Source organism: Mycobacterium sp. IDUB_5 (assembly GCF_055419565.1).
The window spans coordinates 333,547-356,369 of the sequence record NZ_JBVAXX010000005.1 but is presented as its reverse complement, the minus strand read 5'-3'; the positions used below and the strand labels follow the sequence as shown (position 1 = coordinate 356,369).

27 protein-coding genes are annotated in these 22,823 nt (G+C 68.5%); 13 read left to right on the top strand and 14 right to left on the bottom strand.

What is annotated here, in order from left to right:
• The first annotated feature begins 56 nt into the window (after positions 1 to 56).
• Complete coding sequence (locus tag ACZY1G_RS18485) at positions 57 to 1,016, top strand: esterase family protein (RefSeq protein WP_463823240.1); 960 nt, start codon at positions 57 to 59, stop codon at positions 1,014 to 1,016.
• Positions 1,017 to 1,064: 48 nt separating this feature from the next.
• Here the strand turns inward: ACZY1G_RS18485 and ACZY1G_RS18480 are convergent, their stop codons facing one another.
• Entirely contained in the window at positions 1,065 to 1,346 is a 282-nt protein-coding gene (locus ACZY1G_RS18480; protein ID WP_463816167.1) for a hypothetical protein, read from the bottom strand.
• A 72-nt stretch (positions 1,347 to 1,418) separates the two neighbouring features.
• On the bottom strand, positions 1,419 to 1,685 hold the full coding sequence (locus ACZY1G_RS18475) for a hypothetical protein (protein ID WP_463816166.1): 267 nt from the start codon (positions 1,683 to 1,685) through the stop codon (positions 1,419 to 1,421).
• A gap of 129 nt (positions 1,686 to 1,814) precedes the next feature.
• Here ACZY1G_RS18475 and ACZY1G_RS18470 point away from each other — a divergent pair, with 129 nt between their 5' ends.
• Entirely contained in the window at positions 1,815 to 2,159 is a 345-nt protein-coding gene (locus tag ACZY1G_RS18470; protein WP_463816165.1) for a DUF3253 domain-containing protein, read from the top strand.
• Between the two features lie 4 nt (positions 2,160 to 2,163).
• A complete protein-coding gene (locus ACZY1G_RS18465; protein ID WP_463816164.1) occupies positions 2,164 to 2,709 on the top strand; it encodes a class I SAM-dependent methyltransferase in 546 nt (181 codons plus the stop codon).
• Here the strand turns inward: ACZY1G_RS18465 and ACZY1G_RS18460 are convergent.
• Entirely contained in the window at positions 2,692 to 3,075 is a 384-nt protein-coding gene (locus tag ACZY1G_RS18460) for a SpoIIAA family protein (protein WP_463823239.1), read from the bottom strand. The two genes, ACZY1G_RS18465 and ACZY1G_RS18460, sit on opposite strands and share 18 nt — an antisense overlap.
• Positions 3,076 to 3,158: 83 nt before the next feature.
• Here ACZY1G_RS18460 and ACZY1G_RS18455 point away from each other — a divergent pair, with 83 nt between their 5' ends.
• Positions 3,159 to 3,554 carry a tautomerase family protein gene (locus ACZY1G_RS18455; RefSeq protein ID WP_463823238.1) on the top strand — a complete coding sequence of 132 codons (396 nt, stop codon included), beginning with the start codon at positions 3,159 to 3,161 and terminating at the stop codon, positions 3,552 to 3,554.
• 27 nt (positions 3,555 to 3,581) lie between these two features.
• On the opposite strand, the gene ACZY1G_RS18450 is transcribed toward ACZY1G_RS18455, so the two are convergent.
• Entirely contained in the window at positions 3,582 to 4,463 is an 882-nt protein-coding gene (locus ACZY1G_RS18450) for a TIGR03854 family LLM class F420-dependent oxidoreductase (RefSeq protein WP_463823237.1), read from the bottom strand.
• A gap of 65 nt (positions 4,464 to 4,528) precedes the next feature.
• Here ACZY1G_RS18450 and ACZY1G_RS18445 point away from each other — a divergent pair, with 65 nt between their 5' ends.
• The gene (locus ACZY1G_RS18445) at positions 4,529 to 5,281 is read left to right on the top strand and encodes an alpha/beta hydrolase family protein (protein ID WP_463816160.1); all 753 of its coding nucleotides are present in this window, start codon (positions 4,529 to 4,531) and stop codon (positions 5,279 to 5,281) included.
• Between the two features lie 51 nt (positions 5,282 to 5,332).
• On the opposite strand, the gene ACZY1G_RS18440 is transcribed toward ACZY1G_RS18445, so the two are convergent.
• Complete coding sequence (locus ACZY1G_RS18440; protein WP_463823236.1) at positions 5,333 to 6,721, bottom strand: hypothetical protein; 1,389 nt, start codon at positions 6,719 to 6,721, stop codon at positions 5,333 to 5,335.
• Positions 6,722 to 6,918: 197 nt separating this feature from the next.
• Between ACZY1G_RS18440 and ACZY1G_RS18435 the strand changes: the two genes are divergently transcribed.
• A complete protein-coding gene (locus tag ACZY1G_RS18435) occupies positions 6,919 to 7,356 on the top strand; it encodes an MOSC domain-containing protein (protein ID WP_463823235.1) in 438 nt (145 codons plus the stop codon).
• Between the two features lie 3 nt (positions 7,357 to 7,359).
• On the opposite strand, the gene ACZY1G_RS18430 is transcribed toward ACZY1G_RS18435, so the two are convergent.
• On the bottom strand, positions 7,360 to 7,863 hold the full coding sequence (locus ACZY1G_RS18430; RefSeq protein WP_463823234.1) for a hypothetical protein: 504 nt from the start codon (positions 7,861 to 7,863) through the stop codon (positions 7,360 to 7,362).
• Positions 7,864 to 8,042: 179 nt separating this feature from the next.
• On the opposite strand from ACZY1G_RS18430, the gene ACZY1G_RS18425 reads away from it, so the two are divergent.
• Positions 8,043 to 8,573: a YdcF family protein gene (locus ACZY1G_RS18425; RefSeq protein WP_463823412.1), complete on the top strand. Its 531-nt coding sequence runs from the start codon at positions 8,043 to 8,045 to the stop codon at positions 8,571 to 8,573.
• A gap of 13 nt (positions 8,574 to 8,586) precedes the next feature.
• Here the strand turns inward: ACZY1G_RS18425 and ACZY1G_RS18420 are convergent, their stop codons facing one another.
• The 4 genes from ACZY1G_RS18420 to ACZY1G_RS18405 all read right to left on the bottom strand — a co-directional run bounded on the left by ACZY1G_RS18420 (position 8,587) and on the right by ACZY1G_RS18405 (position 12,508).
• The gene (locus ACZY1G_RS18420; RefSeq protein WP_463823233.1) at positions 8,587 to 10,404 is read right to left on the bottom strand and encodes a fatty acyl-AMP ligase; all 1,818 of its coding nucleotides are present in this window, start codon (positions 10,402 to 10,404) and stop codon (positions 8,587 to 8,589) included.
• A 55-nt stretch (positions 10,405 to 10,459) separates the two neighbouring features.
• A complete protein-coding gene (ripD, locus tag ACZY1G_RS18415) occupies positions 10,460 to 11,080 on the bottom strand; it encodes an NlpC/P60 family peptidoglycan-binding protein RipD (RefSeq protein ID WP_463816155.1) in 621 nt (206 codons plus the stop codon).
• 198 nt (positions 11,081 to 11,278) lie between these two features.
• Positions 11,279 to 11,776 carry a thiol peroxidase gene (gene tpx / locus ACZY1G_RS18410; protein WP_463816154.1) on the bottom strand — a complete coding sequence of 166 codons (498 nt, stop codon included), beginning with the start codon at positions 11,774 to 11,776 and terminating at the stop codon, positions 11,279 to 11,281.
• 42 nt (positions 11,777 to 11,818) lie between these two features.
• Complete coding sequence (locus tag ACZY1G_RS18405; RefSeq protein ID WP_463816153.1) at positions 11,819 to 12,508, bottom strand: DUF899 domain-containing protein; 690 nt, start codon at positions 12,506 to 12,508, stop codon at positions 11,819 to 11,821.
• Positions 12,509 to 12,595: 87 nt separating this feature from the next.
• Here ACZY1G_RS18405 and tenA point away from each other — a divergent pair, with 87 nt between their 5' ends.
• Genes tenA through aceA form a run of 5 tightly spaced genes read left to right on the top strand, consistent with a single transcriptional unit; the run spans position 12,596 to position 18,797 of the window.
• On the top strand, positions 12,596 to 13,330 hold the full coding sequence (gene tenA, locus ACZY1G_RS18400) for a thiaminase II (RefSeq protein ID WP_463823232.1): 735 nt from the start codon (positions 12,596 to 12,598) through the stop codon (positions 13,328 to 13,330).
• A gap of 50 nt (positions 13,331 to 13,380) precedes the next feature.
• Positions 13,381 to 14,616: a GTP cyclohydrolase II gene (locus ACZY1G_RS18395; protein WP_463823231.1), complete on the top strand. Its 1,236-nt coding sequence runs from the start codon at positions 13,381 to 13,383 to the stop codon at positions 14,614 to 14,616.
• A complete protein-coding gene (locus tag ACZY1G_RS18390) occupies positions 14,613 to 15,830 on the top strand; it encodes a URC4/urg3 family protein (RefSeq protein WP_463823230.1) in 1,218 nt (405 codons plus the stop codon). Before ACZY1G_RS18395 ends, ACZY1G_RS18390 begins: the two co-directional genes overlap by 4 nt.
• Positions 15,831 to 16,472 carry a uracil phosphoribosyltransferase gene (gene upp, locus ACZY1G_RS18385; RefSeq protein ID WP_463816149.1) on the top strand — a complete coding sequence of 214 codons (642 nt, stop codon included), beginning with the start codon at positions 15,831 to 15,833 and terminating at the stop codon, positions 16,470 to 16,472.
• Between the two features lie 36 nt (positions 16,473 to 16,508).
• Positions 16,509 to 18,797: an isocitrate lyase ICL2 gene (gene aceA / locus ACZY1G_RS18380; RefSeq protein WP_463823229.1), complete on the top strand. Its 2,289-nt coding sequence runs from the start codon at positions 16,509 to 16,511 to the stop codon at positions 18,795 to 18,797.
• A 4-nt stretch (positions 18,798 to 18,801) separates the two neighbouring features.
• Here the strand turns inward: aceA and ACZY1G_RS18375 are convergent, their stop codons facing one another.
• Entirely contained in the window at positions 18,802 to 19,584 is a 783-nt protein-coding gene (locus ACZY1G_RS18375) for an O-succinylbenzoate-CoA synthase (protein WP_463823228.1), read from the bottom strand.
• A gap of 35 nt (positions 19,585 to 19,619) precedes the next feature.
• Here ACZY1G_RS18375 and ACZY1G_RS18370 point away from each other — a divergent pair, with 35 nt between their 5' ends.
• A complete protein-coding gene (locus ACZY1G_RS18370) occupies positions 19,620 to 20,357 on the top strand; it encodes a glutamine amidotransferase (RefSeq protein WP_463823227.1) in 738 nt (245 codons plus the stop codon).
• On the opposite strand, the gene ACZY1G_RS18365 is transcribed toward ACZY1G_RS18370, so the two are convergent.
• From ACZY1G_RS18365 to ACZY1G_RS18355, 3 genes are all read right to left on the bottom strand, one after another.
• Positions 20,354 to 20,647, bottom strand: coding sequence for a Dabb family protein (locus ACZY1G_RS18365; RefSeq protein ID WP_463823226.1), 294 nt, complete (start codon positions 20,645 to 20,647; stop codon positions 20,354 to 20,356). The two genes, ACZY1G_RS18370 and ACZY1G_RS18365, sit on opposite strands and share 4 nt — an antisense overlap.
• Before the next feature lie 20 nt (positions 20,648 to 20,667).
• Positions 20,668 to 21,357 carry an Rv0518 family GDSL lipase gene (locus ACZY1G_RS18360; protein ID WP_463816144.1) on the bottom strand — a complete coding sequence of 230 codons (690 nt, stop codon included), beginning with the start codon at positions 21,355 to 21,357 and terminating at the stop codon, positions 20,668 to 20,670.
• 65 nt (positions 21,358 to 21,422) lie between these two features.
• Complete coding sequence (locus tag ACZY1G_RS18355) at positions 21,423 to 22,634, bottom strand: acyltransferase family protein (protein ID WP_463823225.1); 1,212 nt, start codon at positions 22,632 to 22,634, stop codon at positions 21,423 to 21,425.
• Between the last annotated feature and the right edge of the window lie 189 nt (positions 22,635 to 22,823).

The window sequence follows — 22,823 nt, the reverse complement described above, 5'->3', positions numbered from 1 at the left end:
AGTTCCCGTGACGCGCGCCGTGACGGCGCGTGGTGGAGAGGACGGCACACACAACCATGAAGTACTTGCTCGCATTGAGACGCCGGCTGATCGCCGGCGCGATGGTGGCGCTGCTGCTGCCGGGGCTCGTTGCCGTCGCCGGCGGATCAGCGACCGCCGCGGCCTACTCCCGGCCCGGACTACCCGTCGAGACGCTGATGGTGCCCTCGGCGGCGATGGGTCGCGACATCCCGGTCAAGTTCCAGGGCGGCGGGCCCAAGGCGGTCTATCTGCTCGACGGACTGCGCGCCCGAGACGACAACAGCGGCTGGGACATCGAGACCGCGGCCTTCGAGAACTACTACCAGTCCGGTCTGTCGGTGGTCATGCCCGTCGGCGGCATGTCCAGCTTCTACACCAACTGGCAAGGTCCCGCAGTCGGCAACGGGCAGACGTACAACTACCAGTGGGAGACGTTCCTGACCTCGGAGCTGCCCGCCTACCTCGCGGCCAACAAGGGCATCTCCACGACCGGCAACGCCGTCGTCGGCCTGTCGATGTCGGGCAGTGCCGCGCTGATCCTCGCCGCCTACCACCCCGGCCAATTCAGTTACGCCGCATCACTATCGGGCTTCCTCAACCTCTCGCAGGGCATCTGGCCGACGCTGGTCGGCTTCGCGATGCGCGACGCGGGCGGCTTTGACGCCACCGCGATGTGGGGGCCCGGCGGCGGGCCGGCGTGGCAGCGCAACGACCCGACCCTGCAGGCGGGACGGCTCGTGGGCAACGGCACGCGGCTGTGGATCTACACCGGCAACGGACGCCCGGGTGACCTCGGCGGCGGCGGTGACATCCCCGGTCAGGTGCTGGAGAGCATCACCGGCGACAGCAACCGGGCCTTCCAGAAGGCCTACACGGCTGACGGCGGACGCAACGCGACGTTCAACTTCCCGGCCAACGGAACGCACGGCTGGGGTTATTGGGGGGCACAGCTGAACGCGATGAAGCCCGACATCCAGCGCACCCTCGGCGCCTGATCAATTAACGCGTCCGGCCGCAACGAATCACGTTGCGGCCGGTTCGCGCTATTCGGGTGCCGGCACCGGGGTCTCCCAGCGGGCGCGGCGCTCGTCGTCGGACTGCTCCCACCATGGCGGTGAACCGCGTTCCCCGAGAGCCACTTTGGCCGCCTGCACGCCCGCCCGCGATGCGGCTTCCTCTGGCGTGCCGCGGGTGCGTCGCACTTCCCGGCGCCACGCCATCAAGACGCGGGTCAGCTCGTCGCGGCGCTGTTCGGGGATGGCGGGATCGGTGGCCCGCCATCGTCTGCCCTTGATGACGATGTAGTGCTCGGCGTCGGCGCTCATGGGCACTCAGAGTCACTCATGACACACGGCCGCCGCGGACCCGGTGGATCCGCGGCGGCCGTTGCACATCGATCAGTAGGTCGGAACGAAGACGCCATTCAGCCATACACCCCAGTGCTGCCAGCCCTCGTCCCACACCTGCGGGTTGCCGGCGGCCCAGGTGGGATCGACGGGCTTGGGCGGGGCCCATGCCGGGGCGGTTCCCGTATTCGGCCCGGCGGGCGGAACCGGCGGCGGTGTCCAGCCGGGCTGCGCGACCGCAGAACCGGCGACACCCAACGCACCGGCGGTGAGGCCGCCGAACACGGCTGCGCTGGCAAGAACCTGAGTCAACTTCATCGGTGAAACTCCCCTTTCGGGCCTGGTCGGCCCACGGTCGTTGAGTACTGCTAAGTACTAACCGGTCCGTGTCGCGGATAAACGCACGGTGTGGCACACCTCACAGCGTCGGGCTGCTTCACTGGACCTGTGTCCGACCGCCTCCGCACCGAACTCGAGACGATCGCCGACGGCCCGGGCCCGCACGCCGGTACCGCCCGCGCCGCGTTGGGTGATGGTCCGCTCGAGCAGCGACTCGACGCGGCGATCCGCGCGCTGGCCGGACACCGCGGAGCCACCAGCAGCACCTGTCCCTCGGACGCCGCCCGCGCTGTCGGCGGCGCGGACTGGCGGGCCTCGATGGACACCGCCCGCGACATCTCCCGCCGCCTCGCCCGGCGCGGCCTGGTCGAGATCACCCAGCGCGGTGAGGTCCTCGACCCTGACGGCGACTGGCGCGGCCCGATCCGTATCCGCGCGGCGGACCTACCATGACGGCGTGTCCGACGACGACCGTCTCCGGTGGGAGGAGCGCTACCGATCGCTGCCCCCGGGAGACGACGGTGCCGTCGGCCTCCCCGCGCCCTTTCACCCGTTCGCCGACGTGATGCCTCGGCGCGGTCGTGCGCTCGATCTCGCGTGCGGGCGCGGCGGCGCCGCGGTGTGGCTGGCGCAGCGGGGGGTGACCGTCCACGCCTACGACATCTCCCCCGCCGCGGTGGATGCGGCGCGGGCACTGGCCGACACGAGCGGCGTTCTGCCGAGCTGCCACGTCGCGGTAGCCGACCTCGACGACGGTCTGCCCCTCGGTGAGCCGGCGGATGTGTTGCTGTGCAGCATGTTTCGCGCACCTGCGCTGTACCGATCGATGATCGAGCGGGTGGTGCGCGGCGGGCTGATGGCCGTCAGCGTGCTCAGCGAGGTCGGCGCGGGACCCGGCCGCTATCGCGCACCGGCCGGAGAACTCACCCGGGCGTTCGCCGCTCTCGACGTGATCGCCGCCGGCGAGGGAGACGGACGCGCGTGGCTACTGGGCCGGCGCTGACCCGGCCGCCCAGCTGACCGCCGCGTCCAGCTCGGAGAGGGAGAACAGCGCAGCCTCGCCGGGTACCAGCCAGGCAAAGGCGTGCAGCGCGTGGATCACCCAGTCCTTGTCGGTGACCACGGCGATCCGGCGGAACGCGCCATGGTGATGCCTCAGCACATCGAGCCCGAGCCGCAGGTCCTCGGCCAGGCCGCCCGGGCCGAACCCCTCGTAGTCGTCGGCGATCACCTCGACGAGCCGGATCTCCCCCGTCGCGAGCATCTCCTCCACCGAGGGCTGGAACTCCCGCAGATCGGCACCGTCGAGGCGGCCGGACACCCGGAATCCCGCGACGCCCGGCGGCAGGTCCGACAGCATCTCGATCATGGTTCGCAGTGTGGCACGTGCGGCTGATCCGCTGCGCTGAAATCCAGCTGACCGTCAGCCGGACCGTGTGTGAGGATGCTGCGATGCCCAGCACTGTGATCGAAGTTCGGCAGCGATACCGCGTCGATGAGGAGATCGCGATCATCGACGCCGTACACGAAGCCCTGGTGGTGGCGTTCCAGATTCCCCGGGAAGACAAGCACGTTCGGCTCGTCAGTCACGAGCCGCATCGGTTCGCGCACAATCCCACGTTGGCTCAGCCGGAGCGGTACACGTTCGTGGCCGTCGACTGCTTTGCCGGTCGCTCGGTGCAGGCCAAGCGCAGGTTGTATCAGGAGATCGTGAATCGCCTGAGCGCGTTGGGCATCCCGCCTGATCACGTGACCATCGTCGTGCGTGACAGCGCGCTCGAAAACTGGGGCATTCGTGGTGGCAGGGCTGCCTGTGATGTCGACCTGGGCTTCGACGTCACCGTCTGACGATCGTGCTCGCGTTGTCGTGCGAGATCAGTTCTGCCGCGGCAGAAGCTCTTCGACGAACCTGTCCAGGAACTCACCCGTGTCGGCCGAGCCGAGTGGACGGATGACGAACTTCGTCAGGCCCGCGTCGATGTAGCCGTCGAGCATCGCATGCAGCGAAGTCCAGTCGCGAGCTACGAGTTCCGCGGCGTCGACGTCGGGCCGTCGAGCGTGGACCGCCGCCCGCACCGCATCAGGCAGATCGCCGGCGCCGACCGCCACGTTGATGCCGAAGTGGTCGTCGGGGACGTGCCGGCCGGCCTTGGCGGCGGCCGCGCGGATCTCCTCCACCGCGCCCCGGGTCTCGTCAGGGGTGAGGAAGCTGCCCAACCATCCGTCGGCGTAGGTCCCGATGCGCCGATACCCCGCCGCCGAGGATCCGCCCAGCCACACATCCAGTCGCGCAGCGGGTTTCGGAGTGATCGCGGCGTCGCGCACCGAGAAGAACTCCCCGGTGAACGTCACTGAGTCCTCCCGTAGCACACGGCGCAGCAGCGTCAACGACTCGTCGAACACCGCACCGCGCTTGCCCTCGGGCACGACGAACAGATCGCGCTCGGCCGGCAGTGCCGAGCGCAACCCGAACACGGGTAACACCCTTTTGGGCGCCAGCGTCGCCAGCGACAGCAGCTGTTTGGCGACCAGCACCGGGTGCCGGCCGGGAAGCACCGCGACCGACGTTCCCACCTTGAGGTGCTCGGTGCGCGCCAGCGCGACAGCCATGCCGACGGTCGGGTCGATCGCCGGCGAGTACACGAGCTCGGAAAACCACAGGGAATCGACCCCCTCGGCTTCGAGTCGGTCGACGACATCGCCCAACCCGTCGGGGCCTACATCCGTGCCCAGGCTGACTCCGAACCGCACCTTCATCGCCACATCTGCTCCCGTCGCTCCTCACCAGGATGCGCCACGGGGAGAACTGAGAGGATGACGGCGTGGCAGAACGCGTGAAGTTCCCCAGCAGCAGCGGTCCGGCGTTGGCCGGCCTGATCGACACCCCGGACGGCGAGATCCGCGGCTGGGGCGTCTTCGCACACGGCTTCACGCTGGGCAAGGACTGCCCGGCCGCCAGCCGCATGTGCAAGCAACTGGCCAGCGAGGGCATCGGGATGCTGCGCTTCGACAACCTCGGCCTGGGCCACTCCGAGGGTGACTGGGGTGACGGATCGTTCTCCCACAAGGTCGCCGACACCGTGCGCGCGGTCGAATTCATGAACGACTCCGGGCGCGAGGTACGTCTGCTGGTCGGTCACTCCTTCGGCGGTTCCGCCGCGATTGCGGCGGCCCACGAGTGCCCGACGGTGACCGCGGTGGCCAGTGTCGGCGCGCCGTTCCAGCCCGCCCATGTGGAGCACATCTACGACGCACTGGTCGAACGCATCGAATCCGACGGGGAGGCACCGCTTCTCATCGGTGGCAAGGCGCTCACACTGCGGCGGCACTTCATCGAGGACGTCCGCGACGCTGACCTGCGCGAGCGCATCAAGACGCTGCGGCGCGCACTGCTGGTCATGCATTCGCCCACCGACAACACCGTCGGCATCGGCAATGCCAGCGACATCTTCCGCGCCGCGCGGCACCCCCGCAGCTTCGTGTCGCTGGAGGGTGCCGACCATCTGCTGACCGAGAAGAATCAGGCCGCCCGCGCGGCCCGGATCATCAGCGCCTGGGCCGACCCCTACCTGTGAGCGTGGCTGCGGGTGGGCTGCGCGTCGCGGCGCAACCCACCCGCGCCGCACTCAGTCCTCGGAACCGCCCTTGCCCGAGTCGCTGCTCTTGCTGGCGCTCGTGCTGCTGCTCGACTCGGTGGCCTTCGGCTTCTTCGAGAGGCTGTCGGTCACCTTCGAGACGCTCGCGTTGATCGAGTCGCGCACCTGCTTGATCGCCGTGCTCGTCGCGGTGGGCTTGCGGTGCTTGGGTCCCGACGTGGTGCTCGTGCTGCCTGTGGTGTCGGAGACGGCCTCGTCCGCGGCGGAGGTCTTCACCTCGGCGGGAGTAACGGCCTTCTCGTCGGTCTTCGTCTCAGGCGTGGCCTCGGGCGCGGCGGTCTTCTCGTCGGCGGCCAGCGTCGTGGCAGTCGAGCTGTCGGGATCGGTGAACACCGGTCCCGGAATCGGCTTGTTGTCCGGGTTGGGCACGAACGGCGCGCACACGGTGCACTGCGTGCCGAGGACGAACGGGTTGAAGTCGGTGTTGATGCCGTTGGCGAGGCTCGTCAGGCTCCCTGCCACGAATTGCGGTGTCACCGGCTTGATCTCGGAGAAGTCGGGCGTCTTGGTGAGGCTGTTGTAGAAGCTGGTGAACGGCGCTGTCGGGTCGAGCTTCACGGTCTCACCGGACCACGGCACCTCGGGACCGTCCTCGTCCTTGACGTAGCACTGGCCGTCCGCGCTGCACGTGATGCCGGCACGGGTTTCGGGATACGTGTAGCCATCGGGCGAAAACAGCGCCACCACGTGACGAAGATCAAACATTTTGCTGAGAATTGCCTCGGGATGGTCACACGCGCCGGGGCCGGTTCCGGTGCATCCGACATCCATGGGTAGCTGCGAGGCCGCGATCGCTGCGACCATGTTCCCCAGCGGGACCGACAGCGCCGGGAACGGCACGAGCACGTTGGTCAGCGCCTGATACCGCGACGGATCCGCCGGATCGGTGCCCAGGATGTTGGTCTGGCTGTACACCCACCAGTTGCCGGTGTAGCGGAGGTTGCGACCGAGGCCGACGACGCTGCCCTCCGGCTGGGTCAGCGTCACCCCCTCGTAGGTGGGCTGGAAGCTGAAGTCACCGTTGGGATCGGAACCGAGCGCGACGTTGCCCTCGCCGAGGGCGTTGAAGAAGTTGTACGGCGTATTGGCAAGTGCGATAAACAGGTTCGCCGGAATGTTGAGAATGTTCGTGCTGTCTGTGGTGGTCGCGAACGGGGCCGCCGACGGGAGGCCCGTCGTCGGGGGCGCGCACAGGGCGCTCGTGCTGCCCGCGGCGCAACTCTGCGTGGCGGCGACCAACCCCACGTCATAGCTCTTCATCTGCAGGTCGAGGTTCGGGGTGACCGGTGTGGCGGAGATGACTCCGGCCCCCATCAGGGCTACGCCGGCGGTGACATAAGAACGTGCGGTAGTGCGCATGACGCGACCCCTCCATGTTGCTGTGTGGCCCCGACCGCGTGAAACGTATCCAGAATGTGATGAATTGTCCACCGAAACGCGAGGAATAATTTGTGTCGATCGATTTGCTGACGGGCACGTCAGTTAATTCGGCCACCACATGTGAGCAAATTCTTACGCCATTCCGTCAGCTCCGGCGATGAGTAGGCTCGCCAGTCGTGCACATCCTTGAGATCCACGTGGCGCCCGGCCGGCGCATCCCGACGCGGTCAGTGGAGTCGGTGATCGCCGAAGAGGGCAAGGGGTTGGTGGGCGATCGATACCACGGCACCCGCCACCGGCACGTGACACTTCAGTCCCGAGAAGCGCTCGACGCTGCCGCCGCTCAACTCGGCCGACCTGTCGATTCCGGCGCGACGCGCCGCAACATCACCGTCGACCGCGGAGACGTCCCCACCAAGCCCGGCACCCGGATCCGCATCGGCGACGTCGATCTGGAGGTGGTGCGACTCAGCGCCCCGTGCCGGCTGCTCGACGACTGGATCGGTCCCGGTGCCGCTGCTGCGATGTCACGGCGCGGCGGGTCGGTCTGTCGGCTCCTGAGTTCAGGAACCTTGCGCGTGGGCGACGAGGTGACGGTGCAGCCGGTGCAGTGACCGTCAGCTCCCGTCGCCGCCGACCTCGGCAGGCAGTGGGGGCGGAAGCGGGGTGGTCGACGTCTTGGGTGTCTGGGCATTGGGTGTCTGCGGCGCGGCGGCGCTGCCCGGCCGGTGGAAATCGAGCATCTCTTCGTCGCGGATGACCTTCTCGGCAGCACTGATGACCAGCGCGTCGGAGGTCACCATGTACTCGATGCCGTCCCGGGTGGCGGTGAAGGCACCGTCAGCGGACTGAGTCGCCGGAGCGATCAGTTTGGCGCCGTCGCGCACCCTCACCCCGCGGTACTCGAGTTCCCCGTCGGTGCCCTTGCAGATCGCCACACGTGAGCCCGACGTGCTGCCGAACACGACCACGGTCGCCGGCGCAGCGCACCGCGCGGTGGAATCGACATATCCCTGACTGTCCGATGGAGGGGTCGAGGCGGCCGACGGAGCGGCGGCGAGCAGGGCTACAGCGCCGGCGGTCACGGCCAGCGCCGCTCGGATGCGAATGTGGGAAGACATCGAGGAAGACATCATCTTCCACCAGACCACGTCCGCGTCGATCGCGCCAACAACGACGACGGATACTCCCGCATCGTTGAGTCTTCGAGACCGGACCGTAATACGCGGCGGCTGTGTGGCGATGAACAATCGTGACCCAATCCGGTACCGCGGCGCGACTGGTGTACGCGCTCACGGCCATGCTCGCGGTGCTCGTCGGTGTGGCGCCCGCTTCACACGCGGCCCCTCCCCTTGCGGCCAAGGACTTCTCGAAGCCGGCCATCGTGATCCTGGGATACGGACTCAAGGACAACGGCACCATGCGGCCGATCCTCTACACCCGCGTGCTCACCGGGCTCGCCGTGGCGCAGATGTTCCCGCAGTCGCCGGTCATCGTGACGGGCGGCAATCCGCACAACGGACGCACCGAGGCCGGCGAGATGCGCAAGACGCTGCGCGTTCTCGGGCTGCCCGACGACAGGATCATCGTCGAGGATCGCGCCAACAGCACCGTGCAGAACGCGCAGTTCTCGGTGCCGTTGGCCCGCGACGCCGGCGCCTCGGGCATCATCCTGGTCACGTCGTCGTCACACCAGGACCGCGCGGACGGCAACTTCGCCGATGCCGGTGGCAATGTGCTTGCCACGGTGAGCTTTCCGGACAGCAATCCCAAGACCAACGTGACGCAGTTCGTCAGGGACGTGCTGAGTCCGTTCGTCTCTGTGACGTGACGGTGGCGGTCACCTAGTCGAAAGTGCCGGCGAGGTATGCGTCGCGGCATGCTCGCCGTGCCAACTTGCCACTGGTGGTGCGCGGGATCGTCCCGGCAGGGACGATACGGACGTCACTCACCGTCGCTCGATGACGTTGCCGGACAGTGTCGGTGACGGCTTCGGCGGCGACAGTCGGATCGCTGCGCCCGCTGCCCGTCGCACGCTCGGCGACGATGACCAGGCGATCGCCTACCGCGAACGCCGCGACGTAACCTCGGCGCACCATCGGTGAGGCGTCCGCAGCGGTCGACTCCAGATCCAGCGGCGAGTAGCGCTGCTCGCCGAGCACCACGACATCGGCGATCCGGCCGACGATGTACAGCTCGCCGTCGAGATAGAACCCGAGATCGCCGGTGCGCAGCCATGATCGACCGAGGTCCGCACCCGTGGCGTGGCTGCCGTCATCGAGACGGGACGCCAGGCGCGCGCCGAAGGTGCGGCGTGTCTCGTCGGCGCGGTTCCAGTAGCCGCGGCCGAGGTTGTCCCCCTGTAGCCAGGGCTCGCCCACTTGTCCGTCGGGGACCTCACTTTCGGTGTCCGGATCGACGATGGCGCACCACTGGCTGCGGGCGACCTGCCCGCATGACACGTGTGCCACCGCGCGCTCGTGGCCGCGCGGGACGGGAATCGCGACACCGCGGGCCAGTTCGTCACGATCGACATGGAGCACGCGTGGGGCCGCCGTGGGCGCTGTCGTCGCGACGAGCAGTGTCGCCTCGGCGATCCCGTACGAGGGTTTGAACGCGGAGGGAGGCAGGCCGAACGGGGAGAACGACGCGGTGAAAGCATCGATGGCGTCGAGGCTGACCGGTTCGGAGCCGATGATCAACACGACGTTGGCGAGGTCGACGGCCGAATCGGCGGCAGGAACGCCCCGGGCCGCGGTCCACTCGTAGGCGAAATTCGGAGCGGCGGTGACCACGCGGCCGGCCGCTGACCCGGCCGACAGCGCCTCCACCCAGCGAAGGGGCCTGCGCAGGAACGCCGTCGGCGACATCAGTGTCGAATGGCCGCCGTAGACAGCCGGGAACCCGATCATCGACAGACCCATGTCGTGGTAAAGGGGCAGCCAGCTGACCCCGTGGGTGTTGCGGTCCAGCAGGTCGATCGACAGGATCATCTGCACCAGGTTGGTGCCGACCGCCCGGTGGGTGATCTCGACACCGACCGGCGCGCGGGTGGCGCCACCCGTGTACTGCAGATGCGAGACATCGTCGACGTCGAGGCTGGTCGGGACGAACTCGGTTGCCGCGCCGTCCGGTACGTCGTCGACGGTGACGATCGGCGGCCGGTTCAGACCCGTCATCTGATCGAGGAACGCCACCACGGATTCCCGTGCGGCGCGCGTCGTCAGGATCGCGGCGGGGCGTGAATCGTGTAGTGCGACGTCGAGACGTTCGGCGTGGCCCGGCAGTTCGGGCGCGAACAGGGGGACCGCGATCGTGCCGGCCTTGATCGCGGCGAAAAACCCGGTGATGTAGTCGATTCCCTGCGGTGCGAGCACCGCGACGCGCTCCCCCGCGGCCGTCAGGCTCTGCAGCTGGGCGGCGATCGCGGCCATCCGCACACCGAGCCGGCTCCACGTGATGTCGCGGGTCGTCGTGGCGGGACCGGAGAAGTCGAGGTAGCGGTAGGCGACCTCGTCACCGACATGGGCGATGTTGCGGTCGATCAGCGAGACGAAGGTGGTGCCGTCGGGCAGATCGATGTGACCGTCGGCGGCCAGACAGTCCTCGATCTGCAGCAGCCCTGACTCGATCGGGACGCGCCGTCCGGCTCGAAGGCTCATGCCCGCATCCTAGAAGGCCTGGACGCGGGCATGAATCCCTCTGTGGCGCAATCGGTCAGGCGATGATGCGAACCAGGTAGGGGGTCATGTCCTTGGTTCGTACCTCGGACACGGCGACGCCGGAATCGGTGGTCTCCACCATCTTTCCGTTGCCGATGAACAGTGCGACGCTCTGGGTACCGTCCGGGCCGTAGAACAGCAGGTCACCCGGCAGCGCCAGCGACGGCATCACCTTCTGGCCGACCTTGTACATCTCGCCAGAAGAGCGCGGCAACTTCACGCCCACTCCGGCGTAGGAGTAGACCATCAGACCGGATGCGTCGAAGCCCACCACCTCGACCCGAGGAGCCGGTGCCGGTGTCGGAACGGCAGCGGGCAGGTTGAGCCCGGGAGTGGTCAGGTCGAGGGCGGAGGCATCCGAGGCCGCCTGATCCGGCTGTGCCGGATCGGCGGGCGCGGCGGCCGTGCCCTTGCTGGGCCCGGACGCGCCGCCACCGCCGTAGGCGAAGGGGACGCCGCGCTGGGACAGCGCGCGGGCGATGACGATCTCGACGGCCTTCTGGTTGGTGGCCGAGCGCGTGGGCTGAGCGCCCGCGAGGCCGGGCGCCGCGACCATCAGGGCCAGGCTCAGCGCGAACCCGAGAACCAGGACGACAAACCCACGAACCGCTCGCATGGCACTTCCACCGCTTTCTGTCAGCACCGCCGAGGCGCTGATCTCATCGACACCAGATCACAACAGTCACTATGACCACTTCTACACCACCTGAGCGGGTGTTTTTACGTCGTCGCAGGACTGCGAATCAATCAGATGCCCGACCGGGATCGAACGGTGACCTATGCCGGCGCGTCGGCCTCTAGGGTGTGTCGCGCATCACGCGCCCAGGGCGGCCAGCGCAGCGTCGTAATCGGGCTCCTGGCCGATCTCGGGCACCAGTTCGGTGTAGGAGACGGTGCCATCGGCGCCGACCACCACGACCGCGCGCGCCAGCAGGCCGGCCATCGGGCCGTCAGTGATCGTGACGCCGTAGTCGTCGCCGAAGCTGTCCCGGAACGCCGAGGCCGGGGTCACGTTCTCGATGTCCTCGGCGCCGCAGAATCGCTTCTGGGCGAACGGCAGATCGTTCGACACGCAGAGCACGGTGCCACCCGCCGCGGCCGCGCGCTCGTTGAACGTGCGCACGCTGGCCGCACACACCGGGGTGTCGACGGAGGGAAAGATGTTCAGCAGCAGCGGCTTACCACGGAACTGATCGTCGCCGACGGTGCCGAGATCGGTTCCGACGAGCGTGAACCCGGGTGCCGACGATCCGACAGCGGGAAGCTCTCCAACGGTGTTGATCGGGTTTCCACGCAAAGTTATCTGTGCCATGCGCACAGTGTGCCAAGCGGCGACGGTTTCGTCGCGCCCGGGTCAGGCCTCCGGATCGCCGTAGATGCGCGCGATGTCGGGCGAATCCAGCCACCCCGAGTACGTCGGGCGCTGAGGCCAGCCCTGCGGTGAGTCCTGCCAGACCTCCTGGCGGCCCCACGGCAGGATGTCGAGCAACGCGAACGAGTGGCTCAACTGCTCGGTGCCCCGGCCGTTGGTGTGCCAGGTGCGATAGACGCGGTCCCCGTCCCGCACGAACACGTTGACCCCGAAACCCGTTCCCGGCGCGGCGTCGACGTCGGCGGCGAACGAACTCTGCGACGATGAGTACCACTCCATCTGGTTCCCGACCCGCTTTTTGTAGGCCAGCGCCTCCTCGATCGGGCCCGCAGTGACGATGACGAACCGGGCGTCGTAACTGTCGAGGAAATCCAAGCGGGTGAACTGCGAGGTGAACCCGGTACAGCCGCCGCACTGCCACGTCTGGCCGTCGCTCCACATGTGGTTGTAGACGATGAGTTGGCTTCGTCCGTCGAAGATGTCGGCGAGCCGGACCGGGCCGTCGGCTCCGATCAACGTGTAATCACCCATCTCGACCATCGGCAGCCGACGGCGCTGCGCGGCGATCGCGTCGAGTTCGCGGGTGGCGGCCTTCTCGCGGGCGCGCAGCTCGTCGAGCTCCGCGCGCCACGTGGCGGAGTCGACGACGGGGGGAAGGGCGGACTGGCTCATTCGGACCATCCTGTCAACGGTGGGGCAACGGGTCGTCAGTTTTGACCGGACGGGCACACAGAATTCATCGCTGACAGGATGATCGGCATGACATTGCGCATCGGGGTCGCGCCCCGCATCGGTTCTGGCCGCACCGATTCCTGGAGCTCACGACTGTGGCGCGACATCGCCCCGATCTTCGACGCGATCACCGCCCACCCCTTTCTCACCGGGCTGACCGACGGCACCCTCGACCCCGCGGCCTTCGCCCACTATGTGGCACAGGACGTCCACTACCTGCGGGCTTACGCCCGGGCGCTGGCGGTCGTCGGCGCCAAGGCGGGCACGCTCGCCGATACCGCGATGTTCGCCCGGCACGCGGCCGAGGTCTTCGACGTCGAGCTCGAACTGCATTCTGCGCTGCTGCCCGCGCTCGGTCTGTCCGCCGAGGCGGTGGACGCCGTCCCCGTCGCCCCGACCACACAGGCCTACAACAGCTACCTGATCGCGACGGTCTACGAGGGCTCGTTCGCCGACGGGCTCGCCGCGGTGTTGCCCTGCTACTGGATCTACGCCGAGGTGGGTGCTGAGCTGGCCCAGCGGGGCTCGACCGACCCGCGATACCAACGCTGGATCGACAGCTACGGCGGCGACGAGTTCGCCGCGACCGTCTCCGAGGTCATCGCGCTCGCCGACCGGGTGGGGCCCACGCTCACCGAGGCCGACGAAGCCGCCGCCCGCGCGCATTTCGTGACCACCTCCCGCTACGAATGGATGTTCTTCGACGCCGCGCACCGGCATGAGACGTGGCCGCAGGCGATCGCGGGCGCATCCGCCACGTAGTGGCTAAGCTGGCGGATTCTCTGGTCGGACCGAGCAAACGGAGGACACCGATGCCCACCGGACACGTCCGACTGACGTCGCACAGCGGGGGGATCGACGCGCCCGCTCTGCACTGGGGCGCGAAGACGGCCGCCGAGCGCGGTCCGATCGTCGGTACCACCGCCCGTGCGAACCGCAACGTGATCGGCGCGCACAGTGGCGCCTACGGCGTCTACCGGGCGCTGGCCGTCGCCGCGGGCAAGCTGTCCCCCGACCACCGCGCCGACCTGACCGACACAGCGCCGACCGATCGCATCGGCCCGTTCCCGCAGTGGACGGACCCGACGACCATCGTCAGTCTGGACCCGTGGGGGGCGATGGTCACCGAGGCGTTCGCCGACCAGATCGCCGCAGGCATCGACATCAGGCCCACCATCGCGGTGACCAAAGCGCAGGTCATCCTGCCCGAGATCGCCGATGCGCTCGCGAAAGGCCGGCTGATCCCTGACGGGCGCATCCTGCTCGGGACCGGCGCGGCGCAGGTCACCAAGGCCGCCGTCGAACCGGTGTGGCACCTGCCCGGTGTCGCCGCACGCTTCGGATGCAGCGAAAACGATTTGCGCCGTGTGCTTTTCGAAGAGACCGGCGGCATGTATCCCGAACTGGTGACGCGTCCGGACCTCGAGGTATTCCTGCCTCCGATCGGCGGTCAGACGGTGTACATCTTCGGCGACCCCCAGCACTTGGCCGACCCGACCGTCGAGCTCACCGCGCGGGTGCACGACGAGTGCAACGGCTCGGACGTCTTCGGCTCCGACATCTGCACCTGCCGGCCGTACCTGACCCACGCCATCGAGGAGTGCATCATGGGCGCCCAGCGCGGCGGGGTCGGGCTGGTCGCGTACTCCCGCAAGGAAGGTCGCGCGCTGGGCGAGGTGACCAAGTTCCTCGTGTACAACGCGCGCAAACGCCAGGTCGGCGGTGACACCGCAGACCAGTACTTCACTCGCACCGAATGCGTTGCGGGCGTGCAGGACATGCGTTTCCAGGAGTTGATGCCCGATGTCCTGCACTGGTTCGGGGTGACGAAGATCCACCGGTTGGTGTCGATGAGCAACATGAAGTACGACGCGATCACCGGTGCGGGCATCGCCGTGGGCGAACGTGTCTCCATTCCCGACGAGCTGATCCCCGCCGATGCCCGCGTCGAGATCGACGCGAAGATGGCCGCCGGCTACTACACGCCCGGTGAGGTTCCCGACGCCGAAGAACTCAAGCAAGTCAAAGGCAGGGGGCTGCAGGGGTGACGGCCCCGGCCGAGGCCGCTGAGGCTGCGGAGGTGCTGCGCACCACGACGGCGGTGCGGACACGGTCGGCGTCGCTGCTCGACCGTGCCCGGGCGGGTGACTCCCGCTGGTTCACCGTCGACGACGGCGCCCTCCAGCGCGTCGCCGACGACGTCGCTGCGCTGACCCGCAGCCGGTTTCCCGATCTCGACATCCCGCCGCACAGCCGCTGGCGGCATTTCGCCGCCGGCGGTGTCGACCGCACCGGCCAGCTCACGCATCTGCTCGGTGACGTGCCGGACAGCGACCGCGCCCGGGCCATGATCGACCTCACCGCGGTGAGCGTGCTGCTCGACGCCGGGGCCGGTGCGCAGTGGGCGTTCGTCGAGAACGGAGTGCGCTACCACCGCTCGGAGGGCCTCGCGGTGGCCAGCTGGCACGGCTTCACGGCGGGCGCGTTCTCCAGCGATCCGGACCACCTGCTGCAGGTCGATGCTGACGCGCTGCGCGGCCTGACCGACGACGATCTCGCCAGCGTCCTGCAGGTGTCCGCCGACAATCCGCTCGTCGGCCTGTCCGGCCGGGTTGCGCTGATGCGCAGTCTCGGCGCCGCGCTCGCCGACCAACCCGATGTGTTCGGTCCGCACGGCAGGCCCGGCGGCCTGTTCGACGCCTCCTCGTCCTCCTCCGGCACAGTGGACGCCCACGACCTGCTGGTCCTGCTGCTCACCTCGCTATCGCGAATCTGGCCGTCGCACAACGTCATCGACGGTGAACCACTCGGCGACTGCTGGCGCCACGACGCGGTGGCGGGTCCCGGCGCGACCGCGGGCTGGCTTCCGTTTCACAAGCTCTCGCAGTGGCTCACCTATTCACTGATCGAGCCGCTGCAGTGGGCCGGTGTGACGGTGACCGGGATCGACGCGCTGACCGGGCTGCCCGAGTACCGCAACGGCGGCCTGTTACTGGACGGCGCCGTAGTGCGGCTGCGCGATCCCGCGGTCGCCGCTCGACCGTGGACGCCCGCCGACGAACTGGTGGTCGAATGGCGTGGGTTGACCGTGGCCCTGCTCGACGAGATCGCCCCGCTGGTGCGTGAGCGGCTCGGGGTCGAGGAGTTGCCGCTCGCGTGCGTGCTGGAAGGCGGTACATGGGCGGCCGGGCGGGAATCCGCGCAGCGGTTACGCGGCGGGCTGCCCCCGCTGAACGTGGTCAGTGACGGGACGGTGTTCTAGATGACTTCCTCTGTGTCCGGGGTGCACCTGGTCGACCATCCGCTGGTCCAGCACAAGATCACGCTCATGCGGCGCCGCGACGCGTCGACGAACACCTTCCGTCGCCTGGTACGCGAGGTGTCGGCCCTGATGGCCTACGAGGTGCTACGTGACCTCGCCGTGCACGAGGTCGAGGTCGACACTCCGATGGAGACCACCACCGGCACTGTCATCGACGGCAAGAAGGTGGTGTTCGTTTCGGTGCTGCGGGCGGGCACCGGAATCCTCGACGGCATGCTCGACGTGGTGCCCTCGGCTCGCGTCGGCCACATCGGGCTCTACCGCGAGCCGAAAAGCCAAGTCACCGTGGAGTATTACTTCAAGATGCCGAGCGATCTGGCCGAGCGCGACGTCGTGGTGCTCGATCCGCTTCTCGCCACCGGACACTCGGCGGTCGCGGCAGTCGAGCGGGTCCGCGAGCTCCACCCCACATCGGTCAAATTCGTCTGCCTGGTCACCTGTCCGGAAGGGATCGCGGCGATGACGAAGGCGCACCCCGACGTGCCGATCTTCACCGCCGCCATCGATCGGGAGCTCGACAGCAACGGCTACATCCTGCCCGGCCTCGGCGACATCGGCGACCGCATCTTCGGCACCAAATAGCTCCCCGCCCGCTCATGCCCGGCTCTAGGGTGGGTCATGGCCATCACCGAAGCTGACCTCGCGCCCCAGACCCCGTTCGAGCGCGATGTCGTCGACACCCAGCGCTATTTCGACAGTCCCCGTTTCGAGGGCATCATCCGCCTCTACACCGCACGTCAGGTCGCCGAGCAGCGCGGCACGATCCCCGCCGACTACCCGGTGGCGCGTGAGGCCGCCACCGCGTTCCACCCCCACCTGCGCGAGCTGTTCGCCCAGGGCAAGAGCATCACCACCTTCGGCCCCTACTCCCCCGGCCAGGCCGTGGTGATGAAGCGGATGGGCATCGAAGGCATCTACCTCGGCGGCTGGGCCACCTCGGCGAAGGGGTCGATCAGCGAGGACCCGGGACCTGATCTGGCCAGCTATCCGCTCAGCCAGGTGCCCGAGGAGGCCGCCGGCATCGTGCGCGCGTTGTTGACTGCCGACCGTAACCAGCAGTATCTGCGGCTGCAGATGACTCCCGAACAGCGGGCGGCCACCCCGGAATACGACTACCGGCCGTTCATCATCGCCGATGCCGACACCGGCCATGGCGGAGATCCTCACGTGCGCAACCTGATTCGTCGCTTCGTCGAGAACGGAGTGCCCGGATACCACATCGAGGACCAGCGCCCGGGAACCAAGAAGTGCGGCCACCAAGGTGGCAAGGTGCTGGTGCCGTCGGACGAGCAGATCAAGCGGCTCAACACCGCTCGCTTCCAGCTCGACGTCATGCGGGTGCCCGGCATCATCGTCGCGCGCACCGACGCCGAGGCGGCCAACCTGATCGACAGCCGGGCCGACGAACGCGATCAGCCGTTCCTGCTCGGCGTCACCAATCTCAGGATTCCGTCGTACAAGTCGTGCTTCCTGGCGATGGTGCGTCGCTTCTACGACAAGGGCGTGACCGAGCTGAACGGTCACCTGCTCTACGCGCTGCCCGACGGCGAGTACGCCACCGCCGAGGCCTGGCTGGGCCGCCATGGCGTGTTGGAGGTCATCGACCAGACCGCGGCCGCATGGCAGGACGGGGCAGAGCAATCCCTTGACGCGGCGTTCGACACCGTCGAGTCCCGCTTCGTCGATGCCTGGCAGGACGACGCCGGCCTCGACACCTACGCCGGCGCGGTCGCCGACCTGCTGGAATTCCGGGAGCGCGAAGGCGAGTCGGCGGCGATGAGCGCCAGCCAGTGGCGCGAGTTCGCCGAACGCGCACCGCTCTACATCGCGCGGGAGAAAGCCAAGGAACTCGGTGCCGACGCGGCGTGGGACTGCGAACGGGCCAAGACGCCCGAGGGGTACTACCAGGTGCGCGGCGGCATCCCCTACGCGATCGCGAAGTCCCTGGCCGCCGCCCCGTTCGCCGACATCCTGTGGATGGAGACCAAGACCGCTGACCTGGCCGACGCCAAGCAGTTCGCCGACGCCATCCATGCGGTCTATCCGGACAAGATGCTCGCCTATAACCTCTCGCCGTCGTTCAACTGGGACACCACCGGGATGACCGACGAGGAGATGCGCGCGTTCCCCGAGGAGATCGGGAAGATGGGGTTCGTCTTCAACTTCATCACCTACGGCGGCCATCAGGTCGACGGCGTGGCGTCCGAGGAGTTCGCGACGTCGCTACGCCAGGAGGGCATGCTGGCCCTGGCGCGGTTGCAGCGCAAGATGCGCCTCGTCGAATCGCCGTATCGCACACCGCAAACGCTCGTCGGTGGCCCGCGCTCCGACGCCGCGCTGGCGGCCTCGTCCGGGCGGACGGCGACCACGAAGTCGATGGGCAAGGGCTCCACGCAGCACCAGCACCTGGTGCAGACCGAGGTGCCCAAGAAGCTGCTCGAGGACTGGCTGGCGCTGTGGAGTGCGCACAACGAACTGCCGGAGAAGCTGCACGTGCAGCTGCGTCCTCGACGGGCCGGCTCGGACGTGCTGGATCTGCAGATCCTGGGTGACGGGGAGGAGCCGCTGGCCAACGTCGTCGTCGACCCGATCAAGGATCGGCACGGCCGCAGCATCCTGACGGTGCGCGATCAGAACACGTTCGCCGAGCAGTTGCGGCAGAAGCGGTTGATGGACGTGATCCATTTGTGGCTGATCCACCGCTTCAAGGCCGAGATCGTCTACTACGTCACGCCCACCGAGGACAACATCTATCAGACCGAGAAGATGAAGAGCCACGGCATCTTCAGCGACGTCTACCAGGAGGTCGGCGAGATCATCGTCGCCGACGTGAACCAGCCGCGGATCGACGAGCTACTCAACCCCGACCGCGAGGCCTTGACTCGGCTGATCAGCAAGCAGGATTGACGCCCTACAGCAGCGCGGCGGCGCGGCGCAGCAGGTCGCGCCACTGCGCGACGATCGCGGCGTCGGTGACGCGGAACTGCGCGAGGCGGGTCGCGTCGGGCCCGGCGGGCATCGGCGCGGCGGGAAGGTGACCGTCGGAGGGCACCAGCGACCGCGCGCTCGACACCACGTCACCGTCGCGCAGCCACTGCGGGACGGGACCGCAGGGGTAGGGCAGGTCGGGCAGCGCGGCGGCGAGTGCGACGTCGGCGGCGACCCCGATGCTGGTGGTTCCGCTGAACGCCACCAGCACCGGCATTGCGAGCCGCTCGGCGCGGCGCATCGCGCGACGAACTCCGCCGAGAGGCCCGCACCGCAGTGCGACGACATCGGCGCAGTCCGGATCCGCGGTGAGGACGTCGGCGTCGACGGCGACCGGGACGTCGACACAGGCCCGGATCGCGGAGGCCTGCTGGGCGCTGCAGTCGACGAGATGGGCCACGTCCAGACCGGCCCCCTGGATGCGTGCGACCGCCGTGTCGACAGCGTCGACTCCGTCGCACCCGACGGACACCGGCGGGCGGGCGGCATCGACGGGCACCCGCCCGCGAAGCGCGTCGGGCCAGCCGACCGTGCTCGGCTCCATGGCCGCGGTCAGCCAGCGCGCCGCCACCTCGTCGGAAGCCCCAGGGGGCGGGCTGAATTCACCCCAGCCCTGCGGGCCCTCCAGCAGAACCCCGAACCGCGGGCCGCCGGCGGCGGGGATCGCGAACACGGGTGCGTCGTCGAGATCGATCAGAGTTCTCACTGCTCGACAAGCTAGCCCGTGACTACGCTGGATCGGTGGCCGGTGCCCCATTCCTGCTGTTGTCGATCCGTGGCGAGGACGACGCTGCTGCCGACGAGTACGCATCGGTGATGCGGTTCGCCGGGCTCGACGGGCGGAGCCTGCACCGCATCGGGCTCACCCATCGACCGCTCGGCGAGCTGGACCTGGACGACTGGTCGGGCATCATCCTCGGCGGCGGGCCCTTCACGGTGAGCGATGATCCGGCCACGAAATCGCCGGTGCAACAGCGCGTCGAGGACGAACTCGCCGACCTGACGGCCGCCGTCATCGTCGCGGACTTCCCGTTCCTGGGCTGCTGCTACGGCATCGGCATCGTCGGCGCCGCGGTCGGGGCGCGTATCGACCGCTCGCACAGTGAGCCCGTCGGGCCGCTGACCGTCGAACTGACCGACGACGGGCGCGCCGATCCCCTGTTCGCCGGTCTGCCCGACACCTTCGACGCGTTCGGCGGACACAAGGAGGCAGCCTCGGTCCTGCCCGATCACATCACCCGACTGGCCCGCTCTCCTGACTGTCCCGTCCAGGCGTTCCGGGTCGGCGCCAACGTCTACGCCACGCAGTTCCATCCGGAGCTCGACGTCGACGGGTTGTGCACGCGCATCGACGCCTACAAGAACGACGGCTACTTCGCGCCCGAGACCGCGGAGACGCTCAAGAATGCCGCGCGCGCCCGCAGGGTCACCCACCCGATGGCTATCCTGCGCGCCTTTGCGGCCAGGTACGCCCGCTAGCCGGGCGGAATCTCCATCTGCGCCCGCGCGATCTGCTCGACCATCGGGGCCAGGCGAGCCCGCAGCGCATTGTGCTCGGCGTCGGCGTCATACGCGCGGTAGGAGTCGATGTCGGCGAAGTCGGCGACGATGACGAAATCCCAATTGCCCTCGCGCAGGCCCGCATCGGTCCCCGCCGAGTACGCCACCGTGCCAGGGCAGTTCAGCTCCCGCAGGCCCTGCTGGATCTGCGCGAGTTCGGCGGCGTCGTAACCGTCTTTGAGCTTGGCAAGCACCACGTTGCGGATCACTCGCGCACCGTAACAGCTCCTCAGTAGGGCGCGAGCTGAGTACCGATGAGCGGTGCGATCTTGTCCGCCATGTAGGCGTGGCCCGCGTCGGTGGGGTGCACACCGTCCGCCCCGATGAGGTCGGGCCGGCCGACGAACCACCGGGCGGCGATCGGGTCGACGAACGTCGCGCCGGCGAGTTGGGCCTGGTAGCCCAGCATGTCGCGAATCCTCAGGATCTCCGGCGGCGGATCGGCCGTCGGCCACGGGGGGCCGATGACCAGCATCTTCGCCGACCGGGCGATCTGGCGGGCCAGATTCAACGTGCCGTACATCGCGATCGACAGCCGCGTCGGTTCGACCTTCATGTCGTTTCGCGACCCGAAGAACACGACCAGCGTGTCGTTGGGTTTGACCGCCCGCACCGTCAGGTCCTCGAAGACGCTGCCGCGGTTGCCGCGCGTGCAGTACCCGGCGCCGCCTTCCGCGGCGACGGTGGGCGTGACCGGGATACCGTGATCGCTGAGCGCCTGCCACACCTGCGGAGCCCAGCCCTGCGGCCCGTTACCGCCCTGATCGCTTCCCGTCGTGTAGGAATCACCGATCACCGCGACCCGGTTGATCGCATAGTCGAGGGTGCGCACCTGGCGATGAGTGACCGTCGGGGCGGGCGCGCTGAAGGCGCCGAACAGCAAGGCGGCAGCGAGGATCCACGTCAGCGCACGACTCACTGGACCAGCCTAGGGTCGGTCCGGCCGGGCGCGCGCGCCGACGCGCCGCGCATCACGATCGCGCCTCATCCCGCCCTCGCAGTGACCGTCTGCAGCCGGCCCTGCGGCGAACCCGAGAGGCTGGCCGGCGGTCTGCGGGGCTCGATCATCCGACGCATCCAGCGGCGTGCCGGCTCCTCGACGACGTGGTAGAGCAGCGCGGCCAGCAGCCCGGACAGCAGGACGAGGCCCATCACGGTGAACTTCGCCGACCAGCTGGGGACCAGGGTGATCGCGAACTGCTGGACCGCCCAGTTCCACATCGTGTGCACGATCTCGTGGACCATGTACAGCCCGAACGAGATGTGACCGAGGTAGACCATCACGGACGTGGACAGGAACGCGGACAGCGTTCCTGCGCCGATGGCCAGCGTGATGACCAGCGGGACGAACAACACGTCGATGAGCCCGCCGGCGTCGAGCATGTCCTGGGGCGGATACGCGTCGAGGAGGTAGAGCCCGCCGACGATCGCGGCGCCCAGACCCAGCGCGGCGACGCCGGCGGCGCGCCGGCCGCGGTCGGTGAGCTGTAGCCGGCGCACCGCAGCGCAGGCCAGCGCCCCGGCGGTGAACTGCATGATGATGCGGGGCAGCCAGCTCCACGGCGTGTAGAAGACGCCATGGGCGAGCAGCAGCAGCGTGGGCGCCAGCGCGGCCGCGACCGCCAGCCACATCAAGCCGCGCGCCCGGGTCACCGCCGCGATGCGGAACACCACCAGGACCAGCCCGCCGAACAGCAGGTAGGCCAGCCACTCGGCGCTGATCGACCAGGCCGGGCCGTCCCAACTCGAACCGTCGAAGAACGGCTGGAACCACAGCTGCACGAGGAACACTTGTTTGAGCCAACTCAACGCGTTCAGTGATGCGATGACGTCCGGCGGAAGCGGGAACCGTCCCACGTAGAGGGTGAACACCGCGAACGCCGCGGCCAGGTGCATGGTCACCAGGTACACGGGCCAGACGCGCGCGAGCCGCAGCCACAGGAACCGCAGCGTGGCGCGCGTCGACCAGGATTCACCCATGCGGTCGAGATAGTTCCACGTCAACACGAACCCGCTGAGGATGAAGAACAGGTCGACACCCTGGGCTCCGGCGTTCAGGATCGGCGCCAGCGCGTTGCGCACCCCGGGGGACGCCTCGGCCAGCAGCGGCCGGAAGTGGAACAGCACCACCCACAGCGCGGCCACGATGCGCAGCCCCGACAGGGCCCTGATCTCACCGGTGCGCACACGACTCATTTCGGTCTCGACGAACCACCTCGAAAAACGTCGAAGCGGTGACGACGGCGTCGATCCTCGGGGCAACGGGACAGGTCGCCTCCCCGGAGGTGAAAACACCGGCGACCGGACGCAGGTTACCAGCGCAAGCTGGATGGAGAGGCCTCGCAACGCCGCCGCAGCCCGCCTCTGAAGATCCTGTGACTGCCC